The 23,989-nt window shown below is 54.8% G+C and carries 25 protein-coding genes; 7 read left to right on the top strand and 18 right to left on the bottom strand.

The window, feature by feature from the left end; all coding sequences use genetic code 11:
- Positions 1-126: 126 nt before the first annotated feature.
- The 6 genes from ccoP to ACN0V1_RS07000 form a co-directional block, all read right to left on the bottom strand.
- Positions 127-1,017: a cytochrome-c oxidase, cbb3-type subunit III gene (gene ccoP, locus ACN0V1_RS07025; RefSeq protein WP_417544315.1), complete on the bottom strand. Its 891-nt coding sequence runs from the start codon at positions 1,015-1,017 to the stop codon at positions 127-129.
- Positions 1,014-1,199 carry a cbb3-type cytochrome oxidase subunit 3 gene (locus tag ACN0V1_RS07020; RefSeq protein ID WP_417544314.1) on the bottom strand — a complete coding sequence of 62 codons (186 nt, stop codon included), beginning with the start codon at positions 1,197-1,199 and terminating at the stop codon, positions 1,014-1,016. Before ACN0V1_RS07020 ends, ccoP begins: the two co-directional genes overlap by 4 nt.
- 4 nt (positions 1,200-1,203) lie before the next feature.
- A complete protein-coding gene (gene ccoO / locus ACN0V1_RS07015; protein WP_144776501.1) occupies positions 1,204-1,812 on the bottom strand; it encodes a cytochrome-c oxidase, cbb3-type subunit II in 609 nt (202 codons plus the stop codon).
- Positions 1,813-1,826: 14 nt separating this feature from the next.
- Positions 1,827-3,257, bottom strand: a complete 1,431-nt coding sequence (ccoN, locus tag ACN0V1_RS07010; protein ID WP_417544313.1) for a cytochrome-c oxidase, cbb3-type subunit I — start codon at positions 3,255-3,257, stop codon at positions 1,827-1,829.
- 505 nt (positions 3,258-3,762) lie between these two features.
- Positions 3,763-4,317 carry a 7TM diverse intracellular signaling domain-containing protein gene (locus ACN0V1_RS07005; RefSeq protein ID WP_417544312.1) on the bottom strand — a complete coding sequence of 185 codons (555 nt, stop codon included), beginning with the start codon at positions 4,315-4,317 and terminating at the stop codon, positions 3,763-3,765.
- Between the two features lie 180 nt (positions 4,318-4,497).
- A complete protein-coding gene (locus tag ACN0V1_RS07000) occupies positions 4,498-4,788 on the bottom strand; it encodes an antibiotic biosynthesis monooxygenase family protein (RefSeq protein WP_417544311.1) in 291 nt (96 codons plus the stop codon).
- 84 nt (positions 4,789-4,872) lie between these two features.
- On the opposite strand from ACN0V1_RS07000, the gene tusA reads away from it, so the two are divergent.
- Positions 4,873-5,112, top strand: coding sequence for a sulfurtransferase TusA (tusA, locus tag ACN0V1_RS06995; RefSeq protein ID WP_291952121.1), 240 nt, complete (start codon positions 4,873-4,875; stop codon positions 5,110-5,112).
- Positions 5,113-5,148: 36 nt separating this feature from the next.
- Here the strand turns inward: tusA and dsbD are convergent, their stop codons facing one another.
- Complete coding sequence (gene dsbD / locus ACN0V1_RS06990; RefSeq protein WP_417544310.1) at positions 5,149-7,050, bottom strand: protein-disulfide reductase DsbD; 1,902 nt, start codon at positions 7,048-7,050, stop codon at positions 5,149-5,151.
- A 186-nt stretch (positions 7,051-7,236) separates the two neighbouring features.
- Here dsbD and ACN0V1_RS06985 point away from each other — a divergent pair, with 186 nt between their 5' ends.
- From ACN0V1_RS06985 to pdxB, 3 genes are read left to right on the top strand one after another with little or no spacing between them, the layout of a single operon-like run.
- Positions 7,237-7,791: an elongation factor P hydroxylase gene (locus ACN0V1_RS06985; RefSeq protein ID WP_417544309.1), complete on the top strand. Its 555-nt coding sequence runs from the start codon at positions 7,237-7,239 to the stop codon at positions 7,789-7,791.
- A 6-nt stretch (positions 7,792-7,797) separates the two neighbouring features.
- Positions 7,798-9,084, top strand: coding sequence for a DEAD/DEAH box helicase (locus ACN0V1_RS06980; protein WP_417544308.1), 1,287 nt, complete (start codon positions 7,798-7,800; stop codon positions 9,082-9,084).
- Positions 9,085-9,101: 17 nt separating this feature from the next.
- Positions 9,102-10,256, top strand: a complete 1,155-nt coding sequence (pdxB, locus tag ACN0V1_RS06975; RefSeq protein WP_417544307.1) for a 4-phosphoerythronate dehydrogenase PdxB — start codon at positions 9,102-9,104, stop codon at positions 10,254-10,256.
- A gap of 19 nt (positions 10,257-10,275) precedes the next feature.
- On the opposite strand, the gene ACN0V1_RS06970 is transcribed toward pdxB, so the two are convergent.
- Positions 10,276-10,746 carry a hypothetical protein gene (locus ACN0V1_RS06970; protein WP_417544306.1) on the bottom strand — a complete coding sequence of 157 codons (471 nt, stop codon included), beginning with the start codon at positions 10,744-10,746 and terminating at the stop codon, positions 10,276-10,278.
- Positions 10,747-10,772: 26 nt separating this feature from the next.
- Positions 10,773-11,987 carry a pyridoxal phosphate-dependent aminotransferase gene (locus tag ACN0V1_RS06965; protein WP_417544305.1) on the bottom strand — a complete coding sequence of 405 codons (1,215 nt, stop codon included), beginning with the start codon at positions 11,985-11,987 and terminating at the stop codon, positions 10,773-10,775.
- A 275-nt stretch (positions 11,988-12,262) separates the two neighbouring features.
- Here ACN0V1_RS06965 and ACN0V1_RS06960 point away from each other — a divergent pair, with 275 nt between their 5' ends.
- Both ACN0V1_RS06960 and ACN0V1_RS06955 read left to right on the top strand, forming a co-directional pair.
- On the top strand, positions 12,263-12,754 hold the full coding sequence (locus ACN0V1_RS06960; protein WP_417544304.1) for a glutathione peroxidase: 492 nt from the start codon (positions 12,263-12,265) through the stop codon (positions 12,752-12,754).
- A 3-nt stretch (positions 12,755-12,757) separates the two neighbouring features.
- Positions 12,758-13,222 carry a MarR family winged helix-turn-helix transcriptional regulator gene (locus ACN0V1_RS06955; protein ID WP_417544303.1) on the top strand — a complete coding sequence of 155 codons (465 nt, stop codon included), beginning with the start codon at positions 12,758-12,760 and terminating at the stop codon, positions 13,220-13,222.
- Here ACN0V1_RS06955 and ACN0V1_RS06950 read toward each other — a convergent pair.
- Together ACN0V1_RS06950 and ACN0V1_RS06945 are read right to left on the bottom strand one after the other, a co-directional pair.
- On the bottom strand, positions 13,185-15,197 hold the full coding sequence (locus tag ACN0V1_RS06950) for an ATP-binding protein (protein ID WP_417544391.1): 2,013 nt from the start codon (positions 15,195-15,197) through the stop codon (positions 13,185-13,187). The genes ACN0V1_RS06955 and ACN0V1_RS06950 overlap by 38 nt on opposite strands.
- Positions 15,198-15,310: 113 nt before the next feature.
- A complete protein-coding gene (locus tag ACN0V1_RS06945) occupies positions 15,311-16,084 on the bottom strand; it encodes a hypothetical protein (protein WP_417544302.1) in 774 nt (257 codons plus the stop codon).
- Positions 16,085-16,330: 246 nt separating this feature from the next.
- Between ACN0V1_RS06945 and ACN0V1_RS06940 the strand changes: the two genes are divergently transcribed.
- A complete protein-coding gene (locus ACN0V1_RS06940; protein WP_417544301.1) occupies positions 16,331-17,341 on the top strand; it encodes a LysR family transcriptional regulator in 1,011 nt (336 codons plus the stop codon).
- Here the strand turns inward: ACN0V1_RS06940 and ACN0V1_RS06935 are convergent.
- The 7 genes from ACN0V1_RS06935 to ACN0V1_RS06905 form a co-directional block, all read right to left on the bottom strand.
- A complete protein-coding gene (locus ACN0V1_RS06935; RefSeq protein ID WP_417544300.1) occupies positions 17,330-18,298 on the bottom strand; it encodes a GNAT family N-acetyltransferase in 969 nt (322 codons plus the stop codon). The genes ACN0V1_RS06940 and ACN0V1_RS06935 overlap by 12 nt on opposite strands.
- A gap of 4 nt (positions 18,299-18,302) precedes the next feature.
- Positions 18,303-19,454 (bottom strand): JmjC domain-containing protein, encoded by a 1,152-nt coding sequence (locus ACN0V1_RS06930; protein ID WP_417544299.1) that lies wholly within the window; start codon positions 19,452-19,454, stop codon positions 18,303-18,305.
- 16 nt (positions 19,455-19,470) lie between these two features.
- Positions 19,471-20,838 carry an adenylosuccinate lyase gene (purB, locus tag ACN0V1_RS06925; protein ID WP_417544298.1) on the bottom strand — a complete coding sequence of 456 codons (1,368 nt, stop codon included), beginning with the start codon at positions 20,836-20,838 and terminating at the stop codon, positions 19,471-19,473.
- A gap of 90 nt (positions 20,839-20,928) precedes the next feature.
- On the bottom strand, positions 20,929-21,573 hold the full coding sequence (hflD, locus tag ACN0V1_RS06920; protein WP_417544297.1) for a high frequency lysogenization protein HflD: 645 nt from the start codon (positions 21,571-21,573) through the stop codon (positions 20,929-20,931).
- A complete protein-coding gene (gene mnmA / locus ACN0V1_RS06915) occupies positions 21,570-22,751 on the bottom strand; it encodes a tRNA 2-thiouridine(34) synthase MnmA (RefSeq protein WP_417544296.1) in 1,182 nt (393 codons plus the stop codon). Before mnmA ends, hflD begins: the two co-directional genes overlap by 4 nt.
- Before the next feature lie 51 nt (positions 22,752-22,802).
- On the bottom strand, positions 22,803-23,252 hold the full coding sequence (locus ACN0V1_RS06910; RefSeq protein WP_417544295.1) for an NUDIX hydrolase: 450 nt from the start codon (positions 23,250-23,252) through the stop codon (positions 22,803-22,805).
- Positions 23,249-23,887, bottom strand: a complete 639-nt coding sequence (locus ACN0V1_RS06905) for a pseudouridine synthase (RefSeq protein ID WP_417544294.1) — start codon at positions 23,885-23,887, stop codon at positions 23,249-23,251. Before ACN0V1_RS06905 ends, ACN0V1_RS06910 begins: the two co-directional genes overlap by 4 nt.
- Positions 23,888-23,989: the final 102 nt, after the last annotated feature.

The following is a 23,989-nucleotide window of genomic DNA, read 5'->3' as shown; positions in this document are numbered from 1 at the left end:
GTATCTCCAGATGGAGTCTTAAAGCGGGCGCGGAGCCTTTGCAGGATGCTGATCTTCTCAAGCCTGTGCCCGCACGCAGACACAGGGTTGAGCAGACCAGGCCGGGCTGAAAGCCCGGCCGGAAAGTCAGTTAGACAGGCTGTAAACGTACGCAGCCAGAATCTGGATCTGATCTTCAGACAGACGCCCACTCTGAGCTGGCATCTGGTTCTGACGACCGTGCAGAACCGTCTCTTTGATCCACTCGTAGTTGGAGCCATACAGCCAGACGTTATCTGTCAGGTTGGGTGCACCAAGGACTTGCATGCCCTTGCCTTCCGGACCATGGCAGGCGACGCAGGCTTGAGCGAATACGGCTTTACCGGCTTCGGCAGCAGCCGCGTCTTTTTCACGACCGCTGAAGCTCAGAACGTAGTTTACCACCTGGTCGACCTGTTCGTTGGTCATGTTCGGCATCACACCTTTCGCAGGCATGTTGCCCATTCGACCGTTGTGCAGGGTTTCCAGGATAGCCTCTGGTGTTCCGCCCCACAGCCAGTCGTCATCGGTCAGGTTGGGGAAACCCACCTGACCGCGAGCGGCAGAGCCATGGCAAACAGAGCAGTTGTTGGCGAACAGACGTTGGCCAATCTTGAGAGCGTCACCGTCTTTGGACAGCTCTTCCACCGGGGTCTGGCCGTACTGCGCGTAGATCGGGCCGTACTTCTCGTCAGCGTCGGCAATTTCCGCCTCCCACTGATTGGCCGCCGTCCAGTTCAGTAAGCCTTTGTAGTTACCCAGGCCCGGGTAAAGTGCCAGGTAACCAAGTGCGAAAATGCACGTAGCGATATACAGGTAGAACCACCACTTGGGCAGTGGATTATCATACTCCTCGATACCATCGAAAGAGTGACCCACAGTGCGGTCGGTTTCTACATCGGTTGTCTGACTTTTACGGGTGGCATGCAAAAGCCACCAGCAGCCGAAGACGGTACCGAGCACGATCGCACTGACCCAGATGCTCCAGAAGGTACTCATTGTTTTTTCTCCGTTTTTTCCTGTTCAAGAGTACGCTTTTCCACCTCGTCATCATCGAACGGCAGGTGGGCTGCTTCTTCGTTTGCCTTTTTGCGATGGGCGCTGAATGCCCACCAGATGATGCCGATAAAGACCGCCATCACTAAAAGGGTATGCACGCCGCGTAACTCGTTAATATCCATCAAATCACCGTTTGTCTGAAAGTACGGTGCCCAGCTGCTGCAGGTATGCGACCAGGGCCTCGATTTCAAACTTGCCTTCCAGTTGATCCGCTGCACCGGCGATCTGCTCGTCAGTGTAGGGCACGCCCAACGTCTGCAGGGCGGAAAGCTTGGCTGCAGTGCCGTTATGGTTTACAACATCTTCGAACAGCCATGGAAAAGCAGGCATGTTGGATTCAGGAACCACGCTGCGCGGGTTATACAGGTGCTGGCGCTGCCAGGCATCTGAGTAACGGCCGCCAACACGGGCCAGGTCAGGCCCCGTACGCTTGGAACCCCACAGGAACGGGCGCTCGTAAACGAATTCGCCCGCAACGGAGTAGTGGCCGTAACGCTCTGTTTCTGCGCGGAATGGCCGGATCTGCTGGGTGTGACAGACGTGACAGCCTTCGCGAATGTAGATGTCACGACCTTCCAGTTCCAGCGCCGACAGCGGCTCAAGGCCCTCTATCGGCTCGTTGACGCTCTTCAGGAAGAAGAGCGGGAGCACTTCCGCCAGAAAACCACCACTGATGACCAGGATGATAAAGACAATCATCAGGCCAATATTCTTTTCTACAATTTCGTGTTTCATCTGGTCTCTCTCCGTTACGCCGCCTGAACTGCTGCGTTGTCCTGGGCAGCCGCTTCTTTCTGACGCACGGTCATGTAGACGTTATAAGCCATGAACAGCATGCCGGCGAGGAAAATGACGCCGCCGAGGAAGCGCACAAAATAGCCCGGATAGGACGCTTCAAGGCTCTCCACAAAGCTGTAGGTAAGGGTGCCGTCGTCGTTGACTGCGCGCCACATCAAACCTTGCATGATGCCGTTAACCCACATTGCGACGATGTACAGGACGGTACCGACTGTCGCCAACCAGAAGTGCACGTTGATCAGGCTTGTGCTGTACATTTCCTTGAGGCCCCAGAGCTTGGGGATCAGGTGGTAGATTGCACCAATACTGATCATCGCAACCCAACCCAGAGCGCCGGAGTGCACGTGGCCGATGGTCCAGTCTGTGTTGTGGGAAAGCGCATTAACCGTCTTGATGGACATCATCGGGCCTTCAAAGGTGGACATGCCGTAGAACGACAGGGAAACCACCAGGAAGCGCAGAATAGGGTCGGTGCGCAGTTTGTGCCATGCGCCGGACAGGGTCATCATACCGTTGATCATGCCACCCCAGGACGGCGCAAGCAGAATCAGGGACATGATCATGCTGGCAGTCTGAGCCCAATCTGGCAGGGCAGAGTAGTGCAGGTGGTGGCCGCCGGCCCATACGTAGGTTGCGATCAGTGCCCAGAAGTGCACGATAGACAGACGGTAGGAATATACCGGACGTCCGGCCTGCTTGGGAACGAAGTAGTACATCATGCCCAGAAAGCCTGCAGTGAGGAAGAAGCCTACGGCGTTATGGCCGTACCACCACTGCATCATTGCGTCGGTGACACCCGCGTAGGCCGAATAGGACTTGAATGCACTGACCGGCAGCGCCAGGTTATTACCGATATGCAGTACGCCAATGGTAAGAATGAACGCACCGTAGAACCAGTTGGCCACGTAGATGTGCGGGGTACTGCGTTTGGTAATGGTGCCGAAGAACACCAGACCGTAGGTAACCCAGACCACGGCAATCGCGATATCAATCGGCCACTCCAGCTCAGCGTATTCTTTGGTGCTGGTAAGACCCATTGGTAGGGTAATGGCTGCGGAAACGATGATTGCGGTCCAGCCCCAGAAAGTGAAGGCAGCGAGTTTGTCCGAAATCAGGCGTGTCTGACAGGTGCGCTGAACAACGTAATACGATGTCGCAAACAAGGCACTACCACCAAAACCGAAAATAACAGCATTGGTATGCAGCGGTCGCAGGCGACCGAAGTGAGTAAATGGCAGATCGAGGTTGAGGGATGGCCAAACCAGTTGTGCTGCAATCAACACGCCCAGCGCCATGCCAACAATACCCCATACCACTGTCATGATGGCGAACTGTCTCACCACCTTGTAGTTATATGTCAGGTTCGGATTTTGTGTGCTCATAGCCTTACCAATGGGTTCAGAGTGGGGAATTATGCGGGCGCAAGTATGGAGAAACCATTAGCTGTTTGCAATGACACGGATCAACTCCTGATATCCGTCAAATGCGCCCGAATCAGCAGCATGGCGCCTTTTCGAAACGCTTTGCAAGCTGAGGGCCTATGATAGCTCCGGAGCCGTTCAAGTTGAACTTGGTAAAATTGATTAAGAACAATAAATGCGGCATTGAACGGAAAGTAATTGCTTTATGTTCCGGCAATAACGGTTTGGTTGCGGCCTCGGGCCTTTGCTTCGTAGAGCGCGCTGTCTGCACGTTCGAAAGCCCCTGTTGATCTTCGTCCATCAGGGCAATGGTGAAGGGCTGTCGGGCTCTGCGCATAGCTCGAGCAATACGTTATCCATGTGGCGCCACCTGCTTATGGCGATGGTCGAAAGAATGAATATGGTGACCAGCCCTAGAGCGGTATTAAAAAGGATGGTCTGACTGTATGGCAAAGTCAGCACAGATTCAGATAATGGCTTTCAGCGTTTTGTCTGCACCGGTGTATTTCTCTACAGCAAGAAAAGAACGCCCGAACAGGCTCAGTGGAATGGAGGTGTTTGCGAACTCCGGGTTCTCGGGCCAGAAATACTGGTTTGCAAAACCGCCCATGGCAAACAGGAAAAGCCCCATCGCCAACATATAAAGGGCGTTGTGCAGGTAATACAGGGTTCCTGAGCTGAAAAGCAGAAGGAGGTTGGATATAGCGAGCACCAGGACAGCTCCGAAGAATAGCCCCTGGGTAATCGTCAGCTGGTTGCTTTCTGCTATCAACTCTGCCGGTGTTTCCAGTCGCAGTGGAATGTTCAGGGCGCCACTGCTGTGTATGCGCATTGTAACAGTGCGGGTTTCGTTACTGTCGAGCGTGATCGGCAAAAGGAAATACCGGTAATCTACCGCCCTTGAATGAAAGGGTTGCTGGTCACCAGTGACAACAACATTCCCGGGCTCGTCGCCCTGCCAGAAGGTGACAGTATTCAGCACCGGGCACTCTGAACGCTGTGGTGCCGTTGAATCCGGCATTGCTGCACTCATGAGCCCCGGTACTGCAGTAAAGTGGCAGGCCATAAGAAGAAAAAGCCGTGAAAAAAAACATCAGGCGCTTTCATAGACATTAAAGTCGGGAGTGTAGCGAACGTATACAATCTCTGTTGTTAAGCTGTTTTAAATTATGCGGATCGTCACAGGCTGGACGTGTTCTTGTTAAACTCCGCTTTGTTCGAGCACTGTTATGGCTTCATCCTTGTCCATCATGGGCACCAGTTCTGCCATCAGGTCGCGACGATCGTCGGAGTGGTACCAGCGGCTCCAGTCCGCTTCTGAGCGCCAGTTGGCAAGCGTAATGCGGTGGTTGGGGTCGTGACTGTCGACCAGCGTTTCTCCGGAAATAAATCCCGGGGCTGCAACTGCCCGTTGCAAAACCTTGCGAGAGCGCTCTTCATAAGCAGTTTCAAGCGATTCAGCTATATGGCGTTCAATCAGAACCCGGATCATGCAAACCTCCAGACGTTTTAATGGTATAAACAGTAATTTAGCACGTATTTCTGAAAAATCAGGTCGAATAGAGGGAGATGTTTTGTGACTGTTGTTGAGTACGATGCCGAGTTGGATGCCTGCGGACTGTTTTGCCCCGAGCCCGTTATGATGCTTCACACCCGCATCAAGGATGTGGCGCCGGGAAAAGTTCTCAGGGTTATCGCAACAGACCCCTCAACAACCCGCGACGTGCCACGGTTCTGCCAGTTTTTGGGGCATGAACTGGTCAGCCATATAGAGCAGGGCGACCGCTACATCTATCTCATACGTCGCGGTGATTGAAACGGGTTTCCCCATGATTCCATGAGTTGCAGGTATTCAGATCGCGGACGTCAGGTCGCTGATGTGGCTCATGAACTGATCCCGGTTCATTTCGCCCAGAACCCGCTCGCGCGCCATTTCTTCACCGTTGCTGTCATAGAACAGAATGGCAGGAGGCCCGAACAGCCCCAGGCTATCCAGCATGGCCTGTTGAGCTGGCGTGTTATCTGTCATGTCGATCTGCAGCAGCGTGAAGGGGCCGAGCGCACGAACTACGCCAGCATCGCTGAATACATTGCGTTCCATGACTTTGCAGGAAATGCACCAATCGGCATAGAAATCCAGTACAACGGGTCGGCCCTGTTGTCTGGCCTGCAATAACATTGCCTCAATTTCCGAAGGATTCTCTACCCGGACAAAATTTGCGTGGCTGGTGACAGAGCTGATAGCTAAACCTGATGGCCCGGTCGTTGTGGTTTTGGCGATAAATGGGTCCAGCGGAGCCAGTGGATCATTGGCGCCGCCAATCGCGCCTGCCAGTAGTGCGAGCCCGTAGGCGAAAAAGATCAGTCCCAAACCTTTCCGGGTGCGCCCCCAGCCAGCTTTGGCTGCGTCGAAGGCGCCAAGTTGTACGCCGGTTATGGAGAGCAGCCCGCCCCAGAGTGTCAGGCTGAGCCAGCCCGGAACCAGGCGCTCAATCAACCAGATAGCGACGGCAATCAGCATAACACCATAAAAGTGTTTGACTGTGGTCATCCAGTGTCCGGTCGCTGGCAGAAGCGTCCGCCCACCCACGGCCACCAGAATCAGCGGGATGCCCATGCCCAGCCCAAGGGAGAAAAGGGCAATGCCGCCGATGACGGCGTCCTGCGTTGTGGAAATATAAAGCAGGCTGCCAGCGAGCGGCGCAGACACGCAGGGCGATACGATCAAAGCAGAAAGGGCGCCGATACCGAAAATACTGATAACCCTGCCGCCGGTTAGCCGCTGGCTGGCGTCATTCAGGGGCTCGCGGATAAAGCGCGGGAGCTGGATCTCGAACAGATCAAACATTGAGAGGGCGAAGACTACGAACATCAGTGCGAAAACGCTGAGCACCCAAGGTGATTGTAGTTGCGCCTGCAAGTTGAAGCTTGCGCCCAGAAGCCCGGTGAGCACACCTGCCCCAGCATATGTAAGGGTCATTCCCAGCACATAACTGCCTGAGAGGAGCAGCGCATGCCCGGTTGTACGTGTGTTCTGCCCGGATACCAGGGATGAAATGATTGGAACCATCGGCAGTACACAAGGCGTGAAGGTAAGCCCCAGGCCGAGCAGGAGAAAAACGCCGGCAATCACCAGGATCGACTGCTCTGACAGAAAGCCTGCAAGCCCGGTTGCAGAACTGGTGTTTGCCCGGACAGCTGAGCTGTTCTGGCCGGCATTGCCCGGGCTGCCTTGCTGTGAGCCAGAATCCTGGCTTTGGTAAAACAGCACCTCGCGGGTCTGGGGCGGGTAGCAGAGACCCGCTTCCGCACAGCCCTGATAAGTAACTTCGAACCGGGCCTCGCGAAGACCGTCAGCTAGCGTTACCGGAATCTTCGCTTCTACAGGGTCAAAGAAAACGGTGCTTTTGCCAAAATAGTCATCTTCGGTTTCAGTCCCCGGGCTGGAGAACTCCATCGCGCCTGCACTGGCGCCTTCGTCCAGGGCCTCTATGCTGATACGTTCCTTGTAAAGGTAGTGTCCGGGCGTTATGTCCCAGAGCAGCACAACGGCATTGCCCTCAGTGGTATGGCTGAAAGGAAGCGCCTCATCCACCGGGAGAAATTGATTGCCCTGGCCCCCGAAAAGGCTGTTGCTACCACCAATCGCCCCGGCAGCATTCGCTGCGGCGAGCAGCAGCGTTAACATGAGAAGAAGGCTGTATGGCCCCGTGACGCGGCGGATGCTGCCGAATGTGGTGGATAGAGCTCTCATGGAATGCGCAGTTTCCCGGTTTATGTCGTATTTTGGAGAACAGGCCACTGTGCTGGATGAACCGCCTGTTCGGTAATGTTCAGCAAGCCAGTGGACACATTGGCCCGGCAAAAGTTCCCTCTGGCATTGGACGCGTTAAAGTCGCACAATAGCCCCCCAATGAATCACAGTCCAAACGATCTTATCATGCTGTTTAATGACCTGTTTCGGGAAACTTTCCGGACAATTCTGGTCAGAGGCCGCGAAGAACCTGAATACCTGCCCGCAGGCAGTGCCAGAGAACTTGCGCAGATTGTTTTCGCCCACGGCTATTATGCCAGTGCCTTGCACGAAATAAGTCATTGGTGCATTGCAGGTGAGCACAGGCGCACACTTCACGATTATGGTTACTGGTACTGTCCGGACGGCCGGACATCGGCGCAGCAACGCGCATTTGAGCAGGATGAGGTAAAACCACAGGCTATTGAGTGGTTGTTTTCCGTAGCTGCCGGCTCGCGCTTTCACATCAGCGTCGATAACCTTTCCGGAGACGGCGCGTCTGACGAATACAGCTTCCGATGCAGGGTGCTGGAACAGGCAGAAGGCTACCTGGACAGAGGCCTGCCGCAGCGGGCACAGTCCTTTTTTGATACCCTGAAATCGTTTTATCGAACCGGTGATACCTTCAGAACAGCCTGGCACGATGATGCCGGGCGCGTGGTTCCATCATATTTCGCAAAAGAACATTATGAGGCAAACTGAGACTCCATGACATCTGACCCAAAGCACACCGGCGATCTGAGATTCGGCGATCTGAATCTGGACAAGCGCCTGTTGGACGCCATTGCTGCCATTGGTTTTGAATATTGCACGCCGATACAGGCAGAGACGCTGCCCTGGACCTTGGCGTGTGAAGATCTGATTGGCCAGGCCCAGACTGGAACCGGAAAAACGGCGGCGTTTCTGATAACGGCGATCCAGAGCTTGCTTGAAACACCCATACCGGAAGGCGACCGCTTTGCTTCTGAGCCCCGCGTACTCGCGCTGGCGCCGACTCGCGAGCTTGCCATGCAGATTGCCAAGGACGCCGAAGAGCTGTGCAAGCATACTGGCCACAAGGTGGTCACGGTTGTTGGTGGCATGCACTACGATAAGCAACGCGAACAATTGCACAACGGTGTTGTGGATATTCTGGTGGCTACCCCGGGCCGTCTGATTGACTTCCTTGGCTCACAGGATGTGTTCCTTGACCAGATCGATATTCTGATCCTCGATGAAGCGGACCGGATGCTTGATATGGGGTTCATTCCGGATGTGAAGCGCATTATCCGTAAATGCACTCCAAAGGATGAGCGCCAGACGTTGTTGTTCAGCGCGACATTCAACCAGGACGTTCTCAATCTTGCCTCGATGTGGACCAACAACGCTGAATTTGTGGAAATCGAGCCGGAGCAAAAAACTGCGGAGCGGGTCGAACAAACGGTTTATCTGGTGGGTGACGATGAGAAGCTGCCTGTGCTGGTCAATTACCTGAAGCGCCCGGACGTAGAAAAGGCGCTGGTATTTGCCAATCGCCGCGATCAATGCCGGGATCTTGAAGAGGACCTGCGCAATCAGGGTGTTAAAGTGGCGCTCATGTCTGGTGAAATTGCCCAGGCGAAGCGCCTGAAAACGCTGGAACAGTTCAAGGCGGGCAGCATTCAGGTGCTGGTAGCCACCGACGTCGCCGGGCGTGGCATCCATGTAAAAGGTGTCACCCACGTGTTCAATTACAACCTGCCAGACAGTGCTGAAGATTACGTACATCGTATAGGGCGCACAGGTCGAGCGGGCGAAACCGGCGTGGCGGTCAGCTTTGCGGGCGAAGATGATTCATTCGGCCTTCCGGCCATCGAGGCCTACATCAGCCAGAAGCTCAAAACGGCGGTGCCGGAAGAGGAGTTGATGGCCGAAATGGATAACCCTCCCATTACCCGCAAGCGCGGTCGTCGCCCATCACAGGGGCAGGGCGGACGTGGCCCGGGTGGTCGTAGCCCACGCCCACGCAGGAACTGATACGGCGAGAATTGACTATGTTGATCGTTGCAGATGAGAACATCCCGCTGCTAGAAGCTTTTTTTGGCGATGTTGGTGAAGTTCGGCGTGTCTCCGGTCGAACCATGAGTGCCGAAGATGTCCGTGATGCCGATGTGCTGCTGGTTCGCTCTGTTACTCGTGTAAATCGTGCCTTGCTTGAAGGCAGCGACGTGCGCTTCGTTGGAACCACGACGATCGGGACCGATCATGTTGACCTGAGTTGGCTTGAGGAAAAAGGCATCCGTTTTTCGGCGGCGCCCGGTTGCAACGCCAACAGTGTTGCCGAGTATGTGCTGAGCGTATTGTCTCTGCAGGCAGAACGCCTTGTACTTGATGACTGGTCAAGGCTGACCGTAGGCATTGTTGGTGTCGGGAATGTTGGTCGTGAACTGGCTGACAAACTTGTTCGGCTCGGCTTCAAGGTAAAGCTCTGTGACCCGCCCCGGGCGGAACAAGAGCAGGACGAAGCCCACACCTTTGTGGATCTGGACGAGGCGCTTGGATGCGACGTCGTCTCGCTTCACACACCGCTGACCCGCGACTGTGCCCATCCCACCTTTCACATGATCGGCGAACGAGAGTTGGCGGCGTTGACGCCTGACCAGCTGTTGATCAGCGCCGGACGAGGCGAGGTAATTGACGGCGCCGCTCTCCTCGAACGGCTCGGAGAGGCCAATGCGCCACGGGTAGCACTTGATGTATGGGAGCAAGAACCCCGAATCAGTCCGGAGTTGGTGGACAGGGTCTGGCTGGCCACGCCCCACATCGCAGGCTATAGCCTTGAAGGCAAGGTTCGGGGAACCGAGATGATTTACCAGGCGATGAGCAAATTCCTTGGGCTGCCGACACGAAAGACAGCAGGCCAATTTCTCCCCGAACCGGCGCTTAGCAAAGTCTCGTTTACCAGCGCAGCGGATGAACATGCGGCTGTGCGGATAGCGTTACGCGCATGCTACGACCCACGACAGGATGATGCCCGCTTGCGCCACGCCATGAGAGCGCCGATTGACGAGCGCGGTGCAGCTTTTGATCGCCTACGGCGGGACTATCCGGTGCGGCGGGAGTGCTCCAGTCTGAAAGTGCAGCTCAAAGGCACAAGTAAATCCCTGCAAGACAGTTTCCGCGCCATCGGATTCAAGTTAAAAATCTGAACGCGATCTCGTGGCCGTTTCAATCGCCTTGCTTATCTGTAAAGAGTGTAGCTCGAACAGCATGGCCGATACGCAAGGAATGGCGGCTTTTAAGCGCAGTTCGAACCAGATGAATATGGCTTGACATGTCTTCTTGTAAAGACTGGGGTAAGGGTGTTTCTAACGGACTCTCTGGTCCTCTGAGCGCCTGGACCAGTACGTCGGGTGCAGGTGAGCTCAGGCGGACAAATGCCTCTTGCGTTAGAACTGCCTGATCCAGAGCCTCCTGCCGGATGGTGTCCACATATCGAAGAAAGCCTTCTTCTGCCAGCCAGAGTAGTGCACCAAAGCAAGCCATGTGGCGCTTGCTGTGTAAACCGAATTCATCCGGCTCGTCCGGGCCGGCGATGTCCTCTACAAACAGGTTTACCCGTCTTGGAAAGGCACTATAAAGCTGCACCAGAGCTATGGCTGCATCTTTGTAGAACTCTTCAACATGGATGTCAGCCATGAGCGAAATCCTTTCTGCCGGTGCGTTTACTGTCTGTATTTGGTTAAAAAGTTGCCCAGCCTGCCCATTGCATCTTCCAGTGTGTCTTTGCGGGGCAGGAACACAACCCGGAGATGTTGTTTGTCATCGATGTTGAACGCTGAACCCTGAACCAGCAGAATTCTCTCCTGGAGCAACAGGTCCAGAACCAGTTTCTCATCATTCACAATCGGAAATTTTTTCGGGTCCAGCCGCGGGAAAAGGTACAAGGCGCCCTGGGGCTTCACACAGCTTACACCGGGGATATCGTTCAGCATCCGCCAGGCTGTTTCCCGTTGCTCGTATAGCCGCCCGCCCGGCGCCACCAGATCATTGATTGATTGGTAACCGCCCAGTGCGGTTTGTATGGCCAGTTGGGCCGGAACATTGGCGCAAAGCCGCATATTGGAAAGCATGTCTATGCCTTCAATAAGATCTTTGGCCAGGTGTTTTGCGCCGCTGATGATCATCCAGCCAGAGCGGTAGCCGGCGGCACGATAATTCTTGGAAAGACCGTTATAGGTGAAGAAGAGCACGTCATCCGCCAGTGATGCAGTTGAAACATGCTGGGTGCCGTCATAGAGAATCTTGTCGTAGATCTCGTCTGAAAGCACGATCAGATTGTGCTTGCGGGCAAGCTCAATGACCTGTTCAAGCAGTTCCTGGCTATAGACAGCGCCGGTAGGATTGTTCGGGTTGATCAGCACGATGGCACGGGTACGATTTGTTATCTTTTTGCGGATATCGTCAATGTCCGGGAACCAGTTCTGTTCCTCATCGCAGCGATAGTGCACGGGCTTGCCGCTTGAAAGAGTGACGGCGGCTGTCCAGAGGGGGTAGTCCGGCGCCGGAATAAGCACCTCATCGCCGGTGTTGAGCATGGCCTGCATGGTCATCACGATCAGTTCGCTGACACCATTGCCCAGGAAAATATCATCAATATCGACTTTATCGATGCCCCTTTGCTGGCAATAGTGCATCACGGCCTTGCGGGCAGAAAACAGGCCCTTTGACTCTACATAGCCCTGGGCCTGTGGCATGTTGTAGATTACGTCCTGCTGGATTTCCTCGGGAACATCCAGCTCGAAAGCGGCAGGGTTACCGATATTGAGCTTTAGCACCCGATGGCCTTCTTCTTCCAGACGGCGCGCCTCCCGCATCACTACGCCACGTATTTCATAACACACGTTATCCAGTTTGGCGGATTTGTAGTAGTTCTGCATAAGAGCCGGGCTTCCTAAGTCAGTAGACGTAAATCAGGTACATGCCTTTCAGGCAAACCACTATTCTAGCGGAGGCGTGGCCAACGGCAACAGGGTAATTGTGATCAATTATGGCGGGTTAGCTCTGTATTCCGTTAATTCATGCCCGATAAAACAATTGAGTGTATCCATTTTACTGTATAGTCTCCGAATACATTGTGCACAATGTAAATGTGCAAGGTTATAATGCTCGCCTGTTACAGACAGGTATTCACGATTATGAAAAGGAAAAACCTGTGGCCAGTAATTCGGTTTATGACTTCACTGTTCGAGATATCAAAGGCAATGAGAAAAAGATGGCCGACTATCAGGGCCAGGTATTGCTGGTTGTGAATACAGCCAGCAAGTGCGGTTTTACCCCGCAGTTTGAAGGGTTGCAGTCTTTGCACAAGGAGCTTGGCGGGCGGGGGCTGGAGGTTCTCGGGTTTCCTTGCAGCCAGTTCATGAATCAGGATCCTGCCGATGACAATGCCATCAGCGAGTTTTGCAGCCTGAACTACGGTGTGGACTTCCCCATGTTCTCGAAGGTGGATGTTAACGGAGAAAACGCAGACCCTTTGTTCCAGTTCCTGAAATCGGAGGCAAAAGGCCTTCTGGGTTCACAAAAGGTAAAATGGAACTTCACCAAATTTCTGATAAGCCGTGATGGAAAGGTGGTGCGTCGTTACCCGCCAACCACCAAGCCCCAAGACATCAAGGCCGATATTGAAAAGCTGCTTTTGAGCTGACCTGTGAACGATTTACTCGCACTGGATAACCAGATCTGTTTCAGCCTGTACGCGGCTAACCGGGCGATCACTGCCCGGTATCGCCCGCTGCTTGCAGAGCTGGAACTGACATACCCTCAGTACTTGGTGATGCTCGTGCTTTGGGAGCGCGCCGGGGCCGGTCAGGCAACCCGTGTTTCCGATCTTGGGGCGCGCTTGCGGCTTGATTCGGGCACGCTTACCCCGCTATTGAAAAGGCTGGCTTTGCGAGGGCTGGTTTGTCGGGACCGCAATGTGGAGGACGAGCGTGTGGTCACCCTGTCGTTGACCCCACAAGGCGAGGAACTCAGGGAGTTGGCCGCACTGATACCAAAGAAACTTCTGTGCGGCCTGGATGTGGCCCCGGAGCGACTGCTGGCGCTGCGAAATGAACTCAACGCCGTACTGAGGGCTATTGACGTTCAGGCGGGGAAGGCGTCCAACGCCTGATCGCAGCACTCAGCTGGCTGCGGTTATATGGCTTGGTGATGTAGTCGTTCATGCCACAAGCGAAGCAGTCGTCTCTATCGCCCTGCATCACGTTGGCGGTAACAGCGATCACCGGTAGCTCGCGCCACTCCGGGTTTTTGCGAATCCTTTGCGTGGTTTCAAAGCCGTCCATAACCGGCATCTGACAGTCCATAAGCACCAGGTCGTAATGCCTCTGTTCCAGTGCTTCAATTGCCAGTTGGCCGTTGTCCGCTACGTCTATGTGGTGTCCCATTTTTTTCAGCAGGGTGTTAGCAACCATCTGGTTTACTTCGTTGTCTTCGACCAACAGTATTCGAAGGGGGTGCTGGAGCTGAACGTCCCCGATCTGGTCGGTCAAATCCGGATGGGGTGCCAACTCAGCGACGGCATCCTTGTCTTGCGGGAGCGCGCTGCTGTCGAGCAAGTCGGTGGGTACCGAAATCTGTTCGGGCCTTTCAATGTCCGGGCCGGCATAAACATGCAGTGGCAGGGTGACGGTAAAGCAGGTTCCCTGCCATTCCTGGGAGTCGACCTTTATTTCACCATGCATACGCTCAACAAGTTGGCGGCATAACGTTAACCCCAACCCGGTGCCGCCGTATAGGCGCGTGGTTTGAGTGTCGGCCTGTGAAAAGGGTGAGAATATCCGGCGTAGTCCTTCTTTGCTCATGCCGATGCCAGTATCAGTTACCTCGATGGTCAGAATGCTGGCGGAATAGCGAGCTGTGATACGCACGTTGCCAGAGTCGGTGAACTTGATGGCATTGCTCAGTAGGTTGTTGAGAATCTGGCGAATACGGGTCGGGTCACCGAGAAAACGACTCGGGAAGTCCATGCCTGTTTCTGCAATTAGATCAATGCCTTTTTTGCGCGCCTGCTGGGTATGCAAGGTTGCGCATTCTTCAATCAGCCCACGCAGGTCAAACGGGATGTGTTCCAGATTGAGCTTTCCGGCTTCAACCTTGGAAATGTCCAGAATATCATTGAGTATTCCGAGCAGGCTTTCACCAGCCGACAACGCGATTTGAAGACGATGGCGCTTCGCGGAATCCTGTTCACCCTCCAGCACCAGCCCAATCATGCCAAGCACACCGTTCAGCGGCGTACGTATTTCGTGGCTCATGCTGGCCAGAAAATTCGCTCTCGCCCTGGCTCTGCGCATGGCGTCTTCCTTGGCTTTAACCAGTGCCCGGTTCCCCCTTTGCAGCGCCTGGTTTTTGTCTGATATTTCCCGGGTCCGGCCTTCGACCTCTTGCTCCAGCTCGCTGGAATAGTTTTTCATTGCGCTTTCCGCTTTGCGGAGTTGGGCCAGGCTGGAGTCGGTGGTTTCCAGGTGTTGATTGATAATCCCCACCATGGTGCCTATTTCATCCTGCTGGTGCCCTGGAGGCACCGGCAACCGGACTTTTTCAGGTGAGCTGGCTTTAACCTGGCTCAGCGCGCTTATCACGCTGAGCATCGGCCTTGTGAGGAGCAGATAGAAAATGGCAAGTAACGAAGCCGAAAGTATCAGACTTTTCAGTAGCCCGCTGACCAGCGTATAGCTTGCCCGCTCGAGAAACTGCAAGCCGTAATGGTAGGTGTCAATTGTGACAACAAGCTGGCCAAGGGGAAGGTTGTCGAGCTGTGGAACCTGCAGCTCCTTGCTGAATACCCGGCTCTGGCCAAACAGTTTGTCACTGATCCAGCGGCAGGGCGAGTCGGGGCTTCTCTTGCTGGCTGCAGCCATGGTGCTGTAATCGTTATCGACTATCCGGGCGTCAATGGTAGCGGGGTGCTTCAGAAGGCCGTCGAGCAGCTCTTCCGCCAAGCGAATATTTATGTTGTAGGCGATCTGTGAGGCTGGGCTGTGGCTTATTTCGATTAATGCCTGAATGTCCGCTTCCATGGCATTGCGGGCGCCGAAATAGTCCAGGGTGATTTGTACAGCGTTGAGAATAAGGCCCAGCACCATCGCGATTAACACTGTGTCGCGGGTGAGCCGGAAGGAAAGCCGGTGTTTAAAGCCTCTGGTCACGGATGTCACTGTCCCTGTTTGCGGGCAGTTATACTGCCCGGATCACGCATTCAGTCATCATAGTCGGCTTTCTTCTTCCACTCTTCATCGTGGAGAAAAGTGTCCCACTGCTTATCCATGTTGGATTGAGATTCCGCAAAGGTGCTGCCGTCGCCACCCATGTTCATAGCCTCAAGCTCCTTGATCCGGGTGCGGAAACTTTTGACGGCTTTCATGGCAAGCGGGTTGTCCCGGGATTTGCCCATCTCCGTGCTCGCCAGGTGGTAGGAGTGAATTGCTTTTCGTATCTGGTTCTGGCGTATATGGTCACGGGCCTGGAAAACGTGAAGATCTGCGTGGGTTTTGTGAACCAGAAACAAAACATATTTCAGGTTCTTCTTCGCAGTTGTGCCATCTATGCGGCCACTTTTGTGCATGGCTTCGATCATCTTGAACAGGTTTTGCAGAAGCTCCTTAACGTAGGAAGATTTTTCGGCTGAATCGATTTTTACAGGTTTTACGTCATCCCTGTTTTCCCGAACCAGGTTTTTTCTCTTAAGCAGGCTTTCGCGCCACTGCTCAACCGGTAGTCCGGATTTAAGCCCTGCAAGGTCATTGCACACATCTTCCATCCGCCTGAGTAGCAGCAACTTCAGATCCGGTGTCAGATATTGTCCGGGCAGCTCGGAGAGCAGGCGATTACATCGTTTGTAACTGTCCTCCAGCGCGGTAATTTTGCGAACACGTTCAATCTTGGCCTTCTCGCGCATTTGGCTGATGACGATAACAACGATCGAAATCACAACGATGGCTGCCAAGGCAAGGACAATAGTAATGGTATTCATATTTGCGTAATGACTCCGGCTTTTAGGCAAGTCATGCCTGGTACAGAATTCTGACCTGAAATGTCGACCACCTCCGGCAACTATCAGAAAGATTAGCAGAAATACGACATTGAATCTGGAATCAAATGTGAAAGTTCATCTTTTGTATTTATTTCATGAATCAATTGTTTTCGGTATATTGCCTTTGTGAATGGGTGTTTGCTTGGCGCCTGATCGGTAGTCGGTTGTTTTTCCTCGGAGCTGTGCATGGATATTTCCCGCATTGATCTTAATCTTCTTGTTTATCTGGATGTATTGCTCAGGGAGCGCAATGTCACCAAGGCGGCTAACCATCTTGGTATTACGCAGCCGGCCATGAGTAACAGCTTGCGCCGCTTACGCGATCTGTTTGCTGACCCGTTGCTGGTGCGGACCAGCGAGGGCATGACCGCAACAGAGCGTGCGCGGGAGCTGCAGCCGTTGGTCCGAAGCATACTTTCAGATATTGAGCAGGCAGTGCAGGAAAAGACGCCGTTTGCGGCTCTGGAAAGCCAGCGGGTATTCCGCATTATGGCCAGCGATTATGCTGAATCCTGTCTTATGCCCCGGGTTCTGCGGCGGATTCGCCAAGAGGCGCCACACGTTACGCTTGACGTTCTGACCCCAAGCGATGTGAGCTTTCTGGACGTGGAGCAGGGTCGTCTTGATATGGCGATCAACCGGTTCGACAAGATCCCCCAGTCTTTTCATCAGAAAACCCTGTGGATTGAATACTTTGCCTGCCTGATGAATGCCCGTAACCCGATATTGAAAGAGCCATTCACATTGGATACGTACCTGGGCGCCAGCCATATATGGGTCAGTAAAACCGGATTTGGCGTGGGTGTAGGGGTAAACCCGAAAGACGTTCAGCGCCTTGGCTGGGTTGATGAGGCCTTATCGAGAATGGGGAGCAAGCGGCAGATCTCGGTCTTTACGCGGCACTATCAGTCGGCGATGCTTTTGGCGGAGCAGCACGACCTTATTGCCACGCTTCCGTCCCGGGCGGCCTGGCTGCAAAAAGACAATGCCAACCTGGTCGTGAAAATCCCACCCTTCGAGATACCGCCTTTCGAGCTTAAAATGGCTTGGAGTCCGCTGTTGCAACACAACTCTGATCACCAATGGCTTCGCAGGCTGATTTCAGAAGTCGCGCAAGAAGTTGATGAGGAGTTCGCGCCCTTTGGCGCGCGCTTCGAATCTGCGGATGTGCCGTTGGCGCATCAATCAGAGCGGTAACTCGCGAAGTTCAAGCGAGCTGCGCCCGGCATCCCACATGCGTTGAAAGTTCTCCGACAGCAGCCTTACACGGCCGCTGTCGGAGAACCTGGCAAACCCTGAGGGTCGGGTAAAGTCATGTCTGTAGACCACGCCTTCCCTGTCTGCGAGGATAAAAGGCTGATCCTCATACGGGTAGTCGCTGTTGACCAGTCTCAGTTCAATACGGCTGGGAATTCTGCGCATCAGTTCGACCAGTTGATGGCGGCGCTTCACCAGAGGCTGATCATCATGGATAAGCAGGCGGACCTCGCTGAGCCTGTGGCGGCGTGCAAGGCTTGATACCAGTTCCTTGAACCTGTGGCGGTTATAACGCTCGTGATCCAGCACCCGGTCATACAACCATAACCGCTGGCCTGTCTGGCCAACCATGGTGTCCATCAGGTCGAGCATGTTGCTTTCGTTATCGAAGAGCCAGGATTGCGTATCCGCGCCCAACAACATGGGGTGAGTCCTTCCGGATTCGGTCTGATTTTCAAGCAGCGCAGGGGCAAGGCAGCGCATATCCACATGTGGTATGCCCGCATCGTCGTAGGGCTCGGAACAAACGTGAAACCCCGCACGCTGATAGAAGGCAATGGCGTGTTGTTGGGCAGAGAGTTTCAGTTCCGGATACTGGCCGGACGATTCTGTGATCAAATGCCGGAGCAGGGCCTCACCGATACCCCGGCCCCGGAATTCCGGCAGTATGGCCATGCGTCCGATGTGGGCGGTTTCGCCCAAGGTGGAGAACAGGCGGGCCACTCCCGCCGGCGTGTTATCGGGCAGAACCGCGAGAAAATGATCAGCAATCTCGTCGGTGGCGTCCCACTCCAGTTCAGGTGGCACCTTCTGCTCTTCAACGAACACCCTCTGACGGATGTCCCGGATAGCCCCGGGGGCAAGCTGCCAGCTGTATTTTCGAATCCGGACGGTCATGGCATTACTCGAAATACACTGAGCCCTGATTGTACAGAGTGGTCATCAGGCCGAGCAGGGCAGGGTCTCCGGCAAACTGAGCCAAGGCGTTCATGTCAATGCGGGCACCTGCGCAGAGCAAGGGGGCCAGCGGGCGCGCATCGCCTTTAAGCAGAAACTGCTCGCCGTCTGCAAACAGGGCGGTTTCGTCGCGTTCTTCATGGTACGCAAAGCGCGAACCTTCATTCCAGCGTAGCTGCTCACCAGCCCGGATGGCTTCGGCGATGTCTTCATCTGAGGCGGGTTCATCCGCAGGCACTACCACATCCGTGTTTTTCGGTGCGGTAGCGTACTGGCCAAACCACAGAGCCAGTTGCCGCTTGTCGTCGAGTTTTTCCGTCAGAATCGCTTGCAGTCGGTCAATAACGCCCGGTGCTATGGTGCCCGGATTATCCTGAACCTGCAGGTCCGGATCGTTCATGTGTTCGTCGGCCCCCGCCTGGTTACACAGAAAGTCGGTAAATCCGGTAAGCAGATCGTCGACGGTCGGTGCGCGGAAGCCCACCGAGAGGGTAATACAATCGTCTTCGGCGACACCGTGATGGCCAATGCCCGGGGGCAGATACAGCATGTCGCCGGGCTCAAGGGTCACGGTTTCTTCACCTTCCCAGCCGCTGAGTATGCGCAGGGGTGTACCCTCTACCCGGGGCGAGGTGGGATCGCAACGACCGCCGAATGTCCAGCGTCTGTGTCCCTGCGCCTGCAGCAGAAACACATCGTATTGGTCATAGTGAGGCCCTACGCTGCCGCCTTTGGGCGCATAGCTCGCCATGATGTCGTCCAAGCGCCAGTTGGGCACGAAACGGAAATGCTCCAGCAGATCTGCAACTTCCGGAACCCAGTGGTCCAGACCCTGCACGAGCAAGGTCCAGTCCTGCTCAGGGAGCTGGCTGAAGCGGTCCTCCGAGAAGGGGCCGTTGTGCAGTTGCCAGGGTTTGCCGTCATCGTTTTCGATAATGATGCGTGATTCCACACCCTCTTCACAGGCGAGGCCCGCCAGCTCGTCGGCATCTACAGGACACTGGAAGCCGGGAAATGCCTGGCGGATGACCAGTGGCTTTTTTTGCCAGTAGTCCCTCAGAAACTCAGAAGGGGAAATTCCGCCGAGCATATCCATAGTGTGCTTCCTCAATTCAGATGTTGCGAGCCTGATCAACGGCGTTGCCGATGTAGTTACCCGGTGTCAGAGCCATCAGCTCAGCCTTTGCGCTATCGGGCATCTCAAGGCTTTGTACAAAGTTTCTGATAACCTCTGGCGTCATGGTCTTGCCGCGTGTGAGAGCCTTGAGTTTTTCATAGGGCTTTTCAATGTTGTACCTGCGCATCACGGTCTGGATAGGCTCCGCAAGCACTTCCCAGGCTTTGTCGAGATCCTCATCAAGGCGTGCCGGGTTTATCTCCAGCTTGCCCAGACCCTTGAGAGTGGCCTCATAGGCGATCAGGCTGTGGGCAAAACCGACGCCCAGGTTGCGCAGCACGGTGGAGTCGGTCAGATCGCGCTGCCAACGCGAAATTGGCAGTTTGGCTGAAAGGTGACCAAGCAGTGCGTTGGCAATGCCGAGGTTGCCTTCGGAGTTTTCAAAATCGATCGGGTTGACCTTGTGCGGCATGGTGGAGGAACCCACTTCGCCTTCAATGGTCTTCTGTTTGAAGTAACCCAGTGAAATATAACCCCAGATATCCCGGTCAAGATCGATCACGATGGTGTTGAAGCGGGCGACGGCATCGTAGAGTTCAGCGATGTAGTCGTGGGGTTCAATCTGGGTAGTGTATGGATTGAAATTGAGGCCGAGGCGTTCAATAAAGGCTTTGGCGTTGGCGGCCCAGTCGACATCCGGATAGGCGGAAATGTGGGCGTTGTAGTTACCAACGGCACCGTTGATCTTGCCAAGAATCTCAATGCCACGGACTTGCTTGATCTGCCGGTGAAGGCGGTACACCACGTTGGCGAACTCCTTGCCAACGGTGGTTGGAGAGGCCGTCTGACCGTGGGTGCGGGACAACATTGGCTGTTCAGCATGTTCCTGAGCAAGTTTGCCCAGCTTGTCAGCAATCTGGCTCATGGCTGGTAGCAGGCCATTATCCAGGCCTTCGCGCAGCATCAGTGCGTGGGAGAGGTTGTTGATGTCCTCGGAGGTGCAGGCAAAGTGAACAAATTCGGTTACCGCGTGAAGCTCGGGAACCCCGGCAATTTTTTCCTTGATGAAGTACTCAACGGCTTTTACGTCGTGGTTTGTGGTGCGCTCGATTTCCTTGATGCGCTCAGCATCTTGCAGGCCGAACCCACTGACCATCTGATCCAGAAAAGCATTCGCCTTCGAGGTAAATGCCGGAACTTCGATGATTCCCGGGTGTGCGGCCAGCTGCTGAAGCCACCGTATCTCGACCGTTACACGGTTCCTGATCAGGCCGTACTCACTGAAAATGTCACGGAAAACGCTGACTTTACTGCCATAGCGACCATCGACCGGAGAAATGGCGGTCAGGGCGTTAAGTTCCATCGAAAACCTCTCAAATGATCAAAGACTCGGTTCAGAAAAAGGGGATGTACCATAATACACCAGCGCCGCCAGTGAATCAGTGGTAACAGATCAGTTATCAAGCGATCGGTTTGCCTGCTCCGCAAGTTCCCGGGCCTGCTGGATCACCTTGCGCCGCGACAAAACCAGTTGCCAGCGACGCCCGCCGGATTGCCTCCAGAGCACCGCTGAGCGAATGCCTGCGAGCAGAAGCGCCCGGACTTTGGCGGCATTCTCGTCCCGTTGCAGCAGTGAGGGGTTGCCGCTCACCTGAATGCGCAGGCTGAAGGTGCTTATGGTATCTGTATAAATAGAAGCCAGGTTGCTGATCAGATTCGAATGCACATAGCCAAAGTGGCTGGCGGTGTGCCGGGCCTGTTCGATACGGCTGCCAATCACTTCCAGCATGTCGTTGTGCCGGTTGAGCCTGGATTCCAGGTGAATGAGGTTCAACACGTAACGCAGTACCTCGATGTCCTGCTGTTTCTTTTGATCACTCATGACAGTAGAAAGCGTAACCAGCCCTTCACGAACATCTGCAAGTTCACCACCATAAACATCGAGGGTATTGGCAGGATCGGTGGCAAACAGCGAGCGCAGGCAGGTTTCCAGGCTGGTCTGATTGCAACTGCCGTTGTTAGCGATTTGCTGAACCAGATTGGCGGCCTGGAATATCCCCGCCAGAGCGAGTGTTTGATCGTGAATCGATCGGCTCATGGGTGTGCTTCCTGAACAACGGCGAGCGAGAGGCGCTCTGGGAGGGCTTCGTCGTCACGCCAGGTCTCTGTGATCACACCGCCTCCGAGACAATTCTCTCCGTCATAAAAAACCACCGATTGCCCGGGCGTGACGGCACGCTGGGCTTCATCAAAAACGACTTTCACACCACCCTCAATAACTGTGACTTCGCAATCCTGGTCAGGCTGGCGGTAGCGGGTTTTCGCCTTGCAACGGAACAATTGTGCCGGTGGCTCTCCCGCAACCCAGTCGATCGGATCGGACAGCAAGCCGCGGGAGAACAATAATGCGTGGTGCTTCCCCTGAACGGCCGTTAGCACGTTGCGCTCAAGGTCTTTGCCCGCGACGTACCAGGGGTCGTCTCCAAAGTCGCTGAGCCCGCCTATTCCAAGGCCTTGGCGCTGGCCTATGGTGTGATACATAAGCCCCTGGTGTCGGCCGATCTTTTGGCCTTCCGGTGTTTCAATGTCGCCGGGCTGTGCAGGCAGGTATTGCTTCAGGAAATCGCTGAATTTGCGCTCACCGATAAAACAGATACCGGTGGAGTCTTTCTTGTCGTGGGTGATGAACCTCTGCTGCTCGGCAATCCGGCGAACTTCGGGTTTTTCCAGCTCGCCGACCGGGAATAGCGTGCGGGCTATGCGATCACCGGAAACCGCATGCAGGAAGTAGCTTTGATCCTTGTTGCCGTCCAGGCCTTTCAACAAAAGTGCTTTGCCTGACCCATCCGCAAGCGGGCGCTGGCGGGTATAGTGGCCAGTGGCAATATAATCAGCACCCAGGGTGGTGGCATAGTCGAGAAAAGCCCGGAACTTGACCTCTTTATTGCAGAGAATGTCGGGATTCGGGGTGCGCCCCGCCTGGTACTCGGAAAGGAAATGCTCGAATACGCGATCCCAGTATTCGGCAGCGAAACTCGCAGTATGGAGCTTGATACCGATGGTGTCCGCAACTGCCTGAGCGTCTGCCAGGTCGGTCATGGCGGTACAATATTCGGTACCGTCGTCTTCATCCCAGTTCTTCATGAACAGGCCTTCGACCTGATATCCCTGATCTTTCAGCAACCAGGCCGCGACCGAGGAATCGACACCGCCGGACATGCCAACGATTACGTGAGTGTTCTCCGGGGAGTGGGCTTCGGATGATGGATTCGTCATGACAATTCTGGGCACCGGTTTAAAACGCGGGAGTTTACCATTTTGTGCCGGTTACGTCTGCGAACCTGAGATCACATCCAGCGGATAACATCGACCGTTTCGGTAATCTTCTATGCTTTTTATAACCAGCGGGCTACGGAGTTTGTCGCCCAACTGTCGGATGTCTTCAAGTGATAACCAATGCGCAGCGATGATGCCCCCGTCGAGTTCATCGGTTACCTGCTGACGCGCTTTTCCTATAAAGCAGAAACGATAATAAGTGACGCCGTTTGCCGGTGCTTTGTAGGTATAAAGCCCGAGAAAATGCTCTGGTTCGATTTCCCAGCCGGTTTCCTCAAGTGCCTCTCGTCGGACCGCGTCGAGAATTGCCTCGTCCTCCTCTACGTGTCCTGCGGGCTGGTTGAACACAACACGGCCGCTGCTGTGTTCTTCAACCATCAGGAATCGGCCTTGTGCATCTTCAACAACCACGGCTACTGTGGCATGGGGTGTCCAGGTCATGATTTTGGGTGCCTCCGTGGCGTTGTGGCGGGTCGGGCTCTGGCCGGGCGTTTTCCGGGTTGCACGGCTGCAGGCAAATTGACGAAGATTTTCCGGCAGCTCCCTGGTTCAAGCCCATCCAGCGACCAGTCACCGATACGATAGCGGATCAATCGCAGTGTTGGAAAGCCAGCGGCCGCCGTCATCCGCCGCACCTGCCTGTTACGGCCTTCGGTTATGATGAGCTCCAGCCAACTGGTGGATACCGTCTCTCGGTGGCGTACCGGCGGGGTCCTGGGCCAGAGTTCCGGTTCTTCCATCCTGCGGGCTTTCGCCGGTCGTGTGCGGCCATCTTTAAGTACTACGCCGGCACAAAGCTGGGCAATAGCGTTTGGGGTAATCGTGCCTTCAACTTGAACCCAGTAGGTTTTTGGCATTTTCAAAGCAGGTGACGCTATACGGTGCTGCAATGCGCCGTCACTGGTCAGAAGAAGCAGGCCTTCGGAGTCGTAGTCCAGCCTCCCGGCCGGGTAGACGTCACGAACGCGGATCCAGTCAGCCAGCGTGGCGCGCGGTTTTTGCCCTGCGGCTGTGCGCTCATCGGTAAACTGGCTGAGTACCTGAAAGGGTTTGTTAAAAAGGATGAGTTCAGCCATAGAGTCTGCTCCCGGGGGGGGAATTGAAACCAGACGGAAGGGTACTTATAAAAAGCGGCGTTTGAAAGCGTAAGGCAGGGTGTATGCCTCGCGCACAGGGTC

The organism is Marinobacter sp., from assembly GCF_048266785.1.
Classification (GTDB): domain Bacteria; phylum Pseudomonadota; class Gammaproteobacteria; order Pseudomonadales; family Oleiphilaceae; genus Marinobacter.
This window is presented reverse-complemented; position numbering and strand designations above follow the sequence as displayed.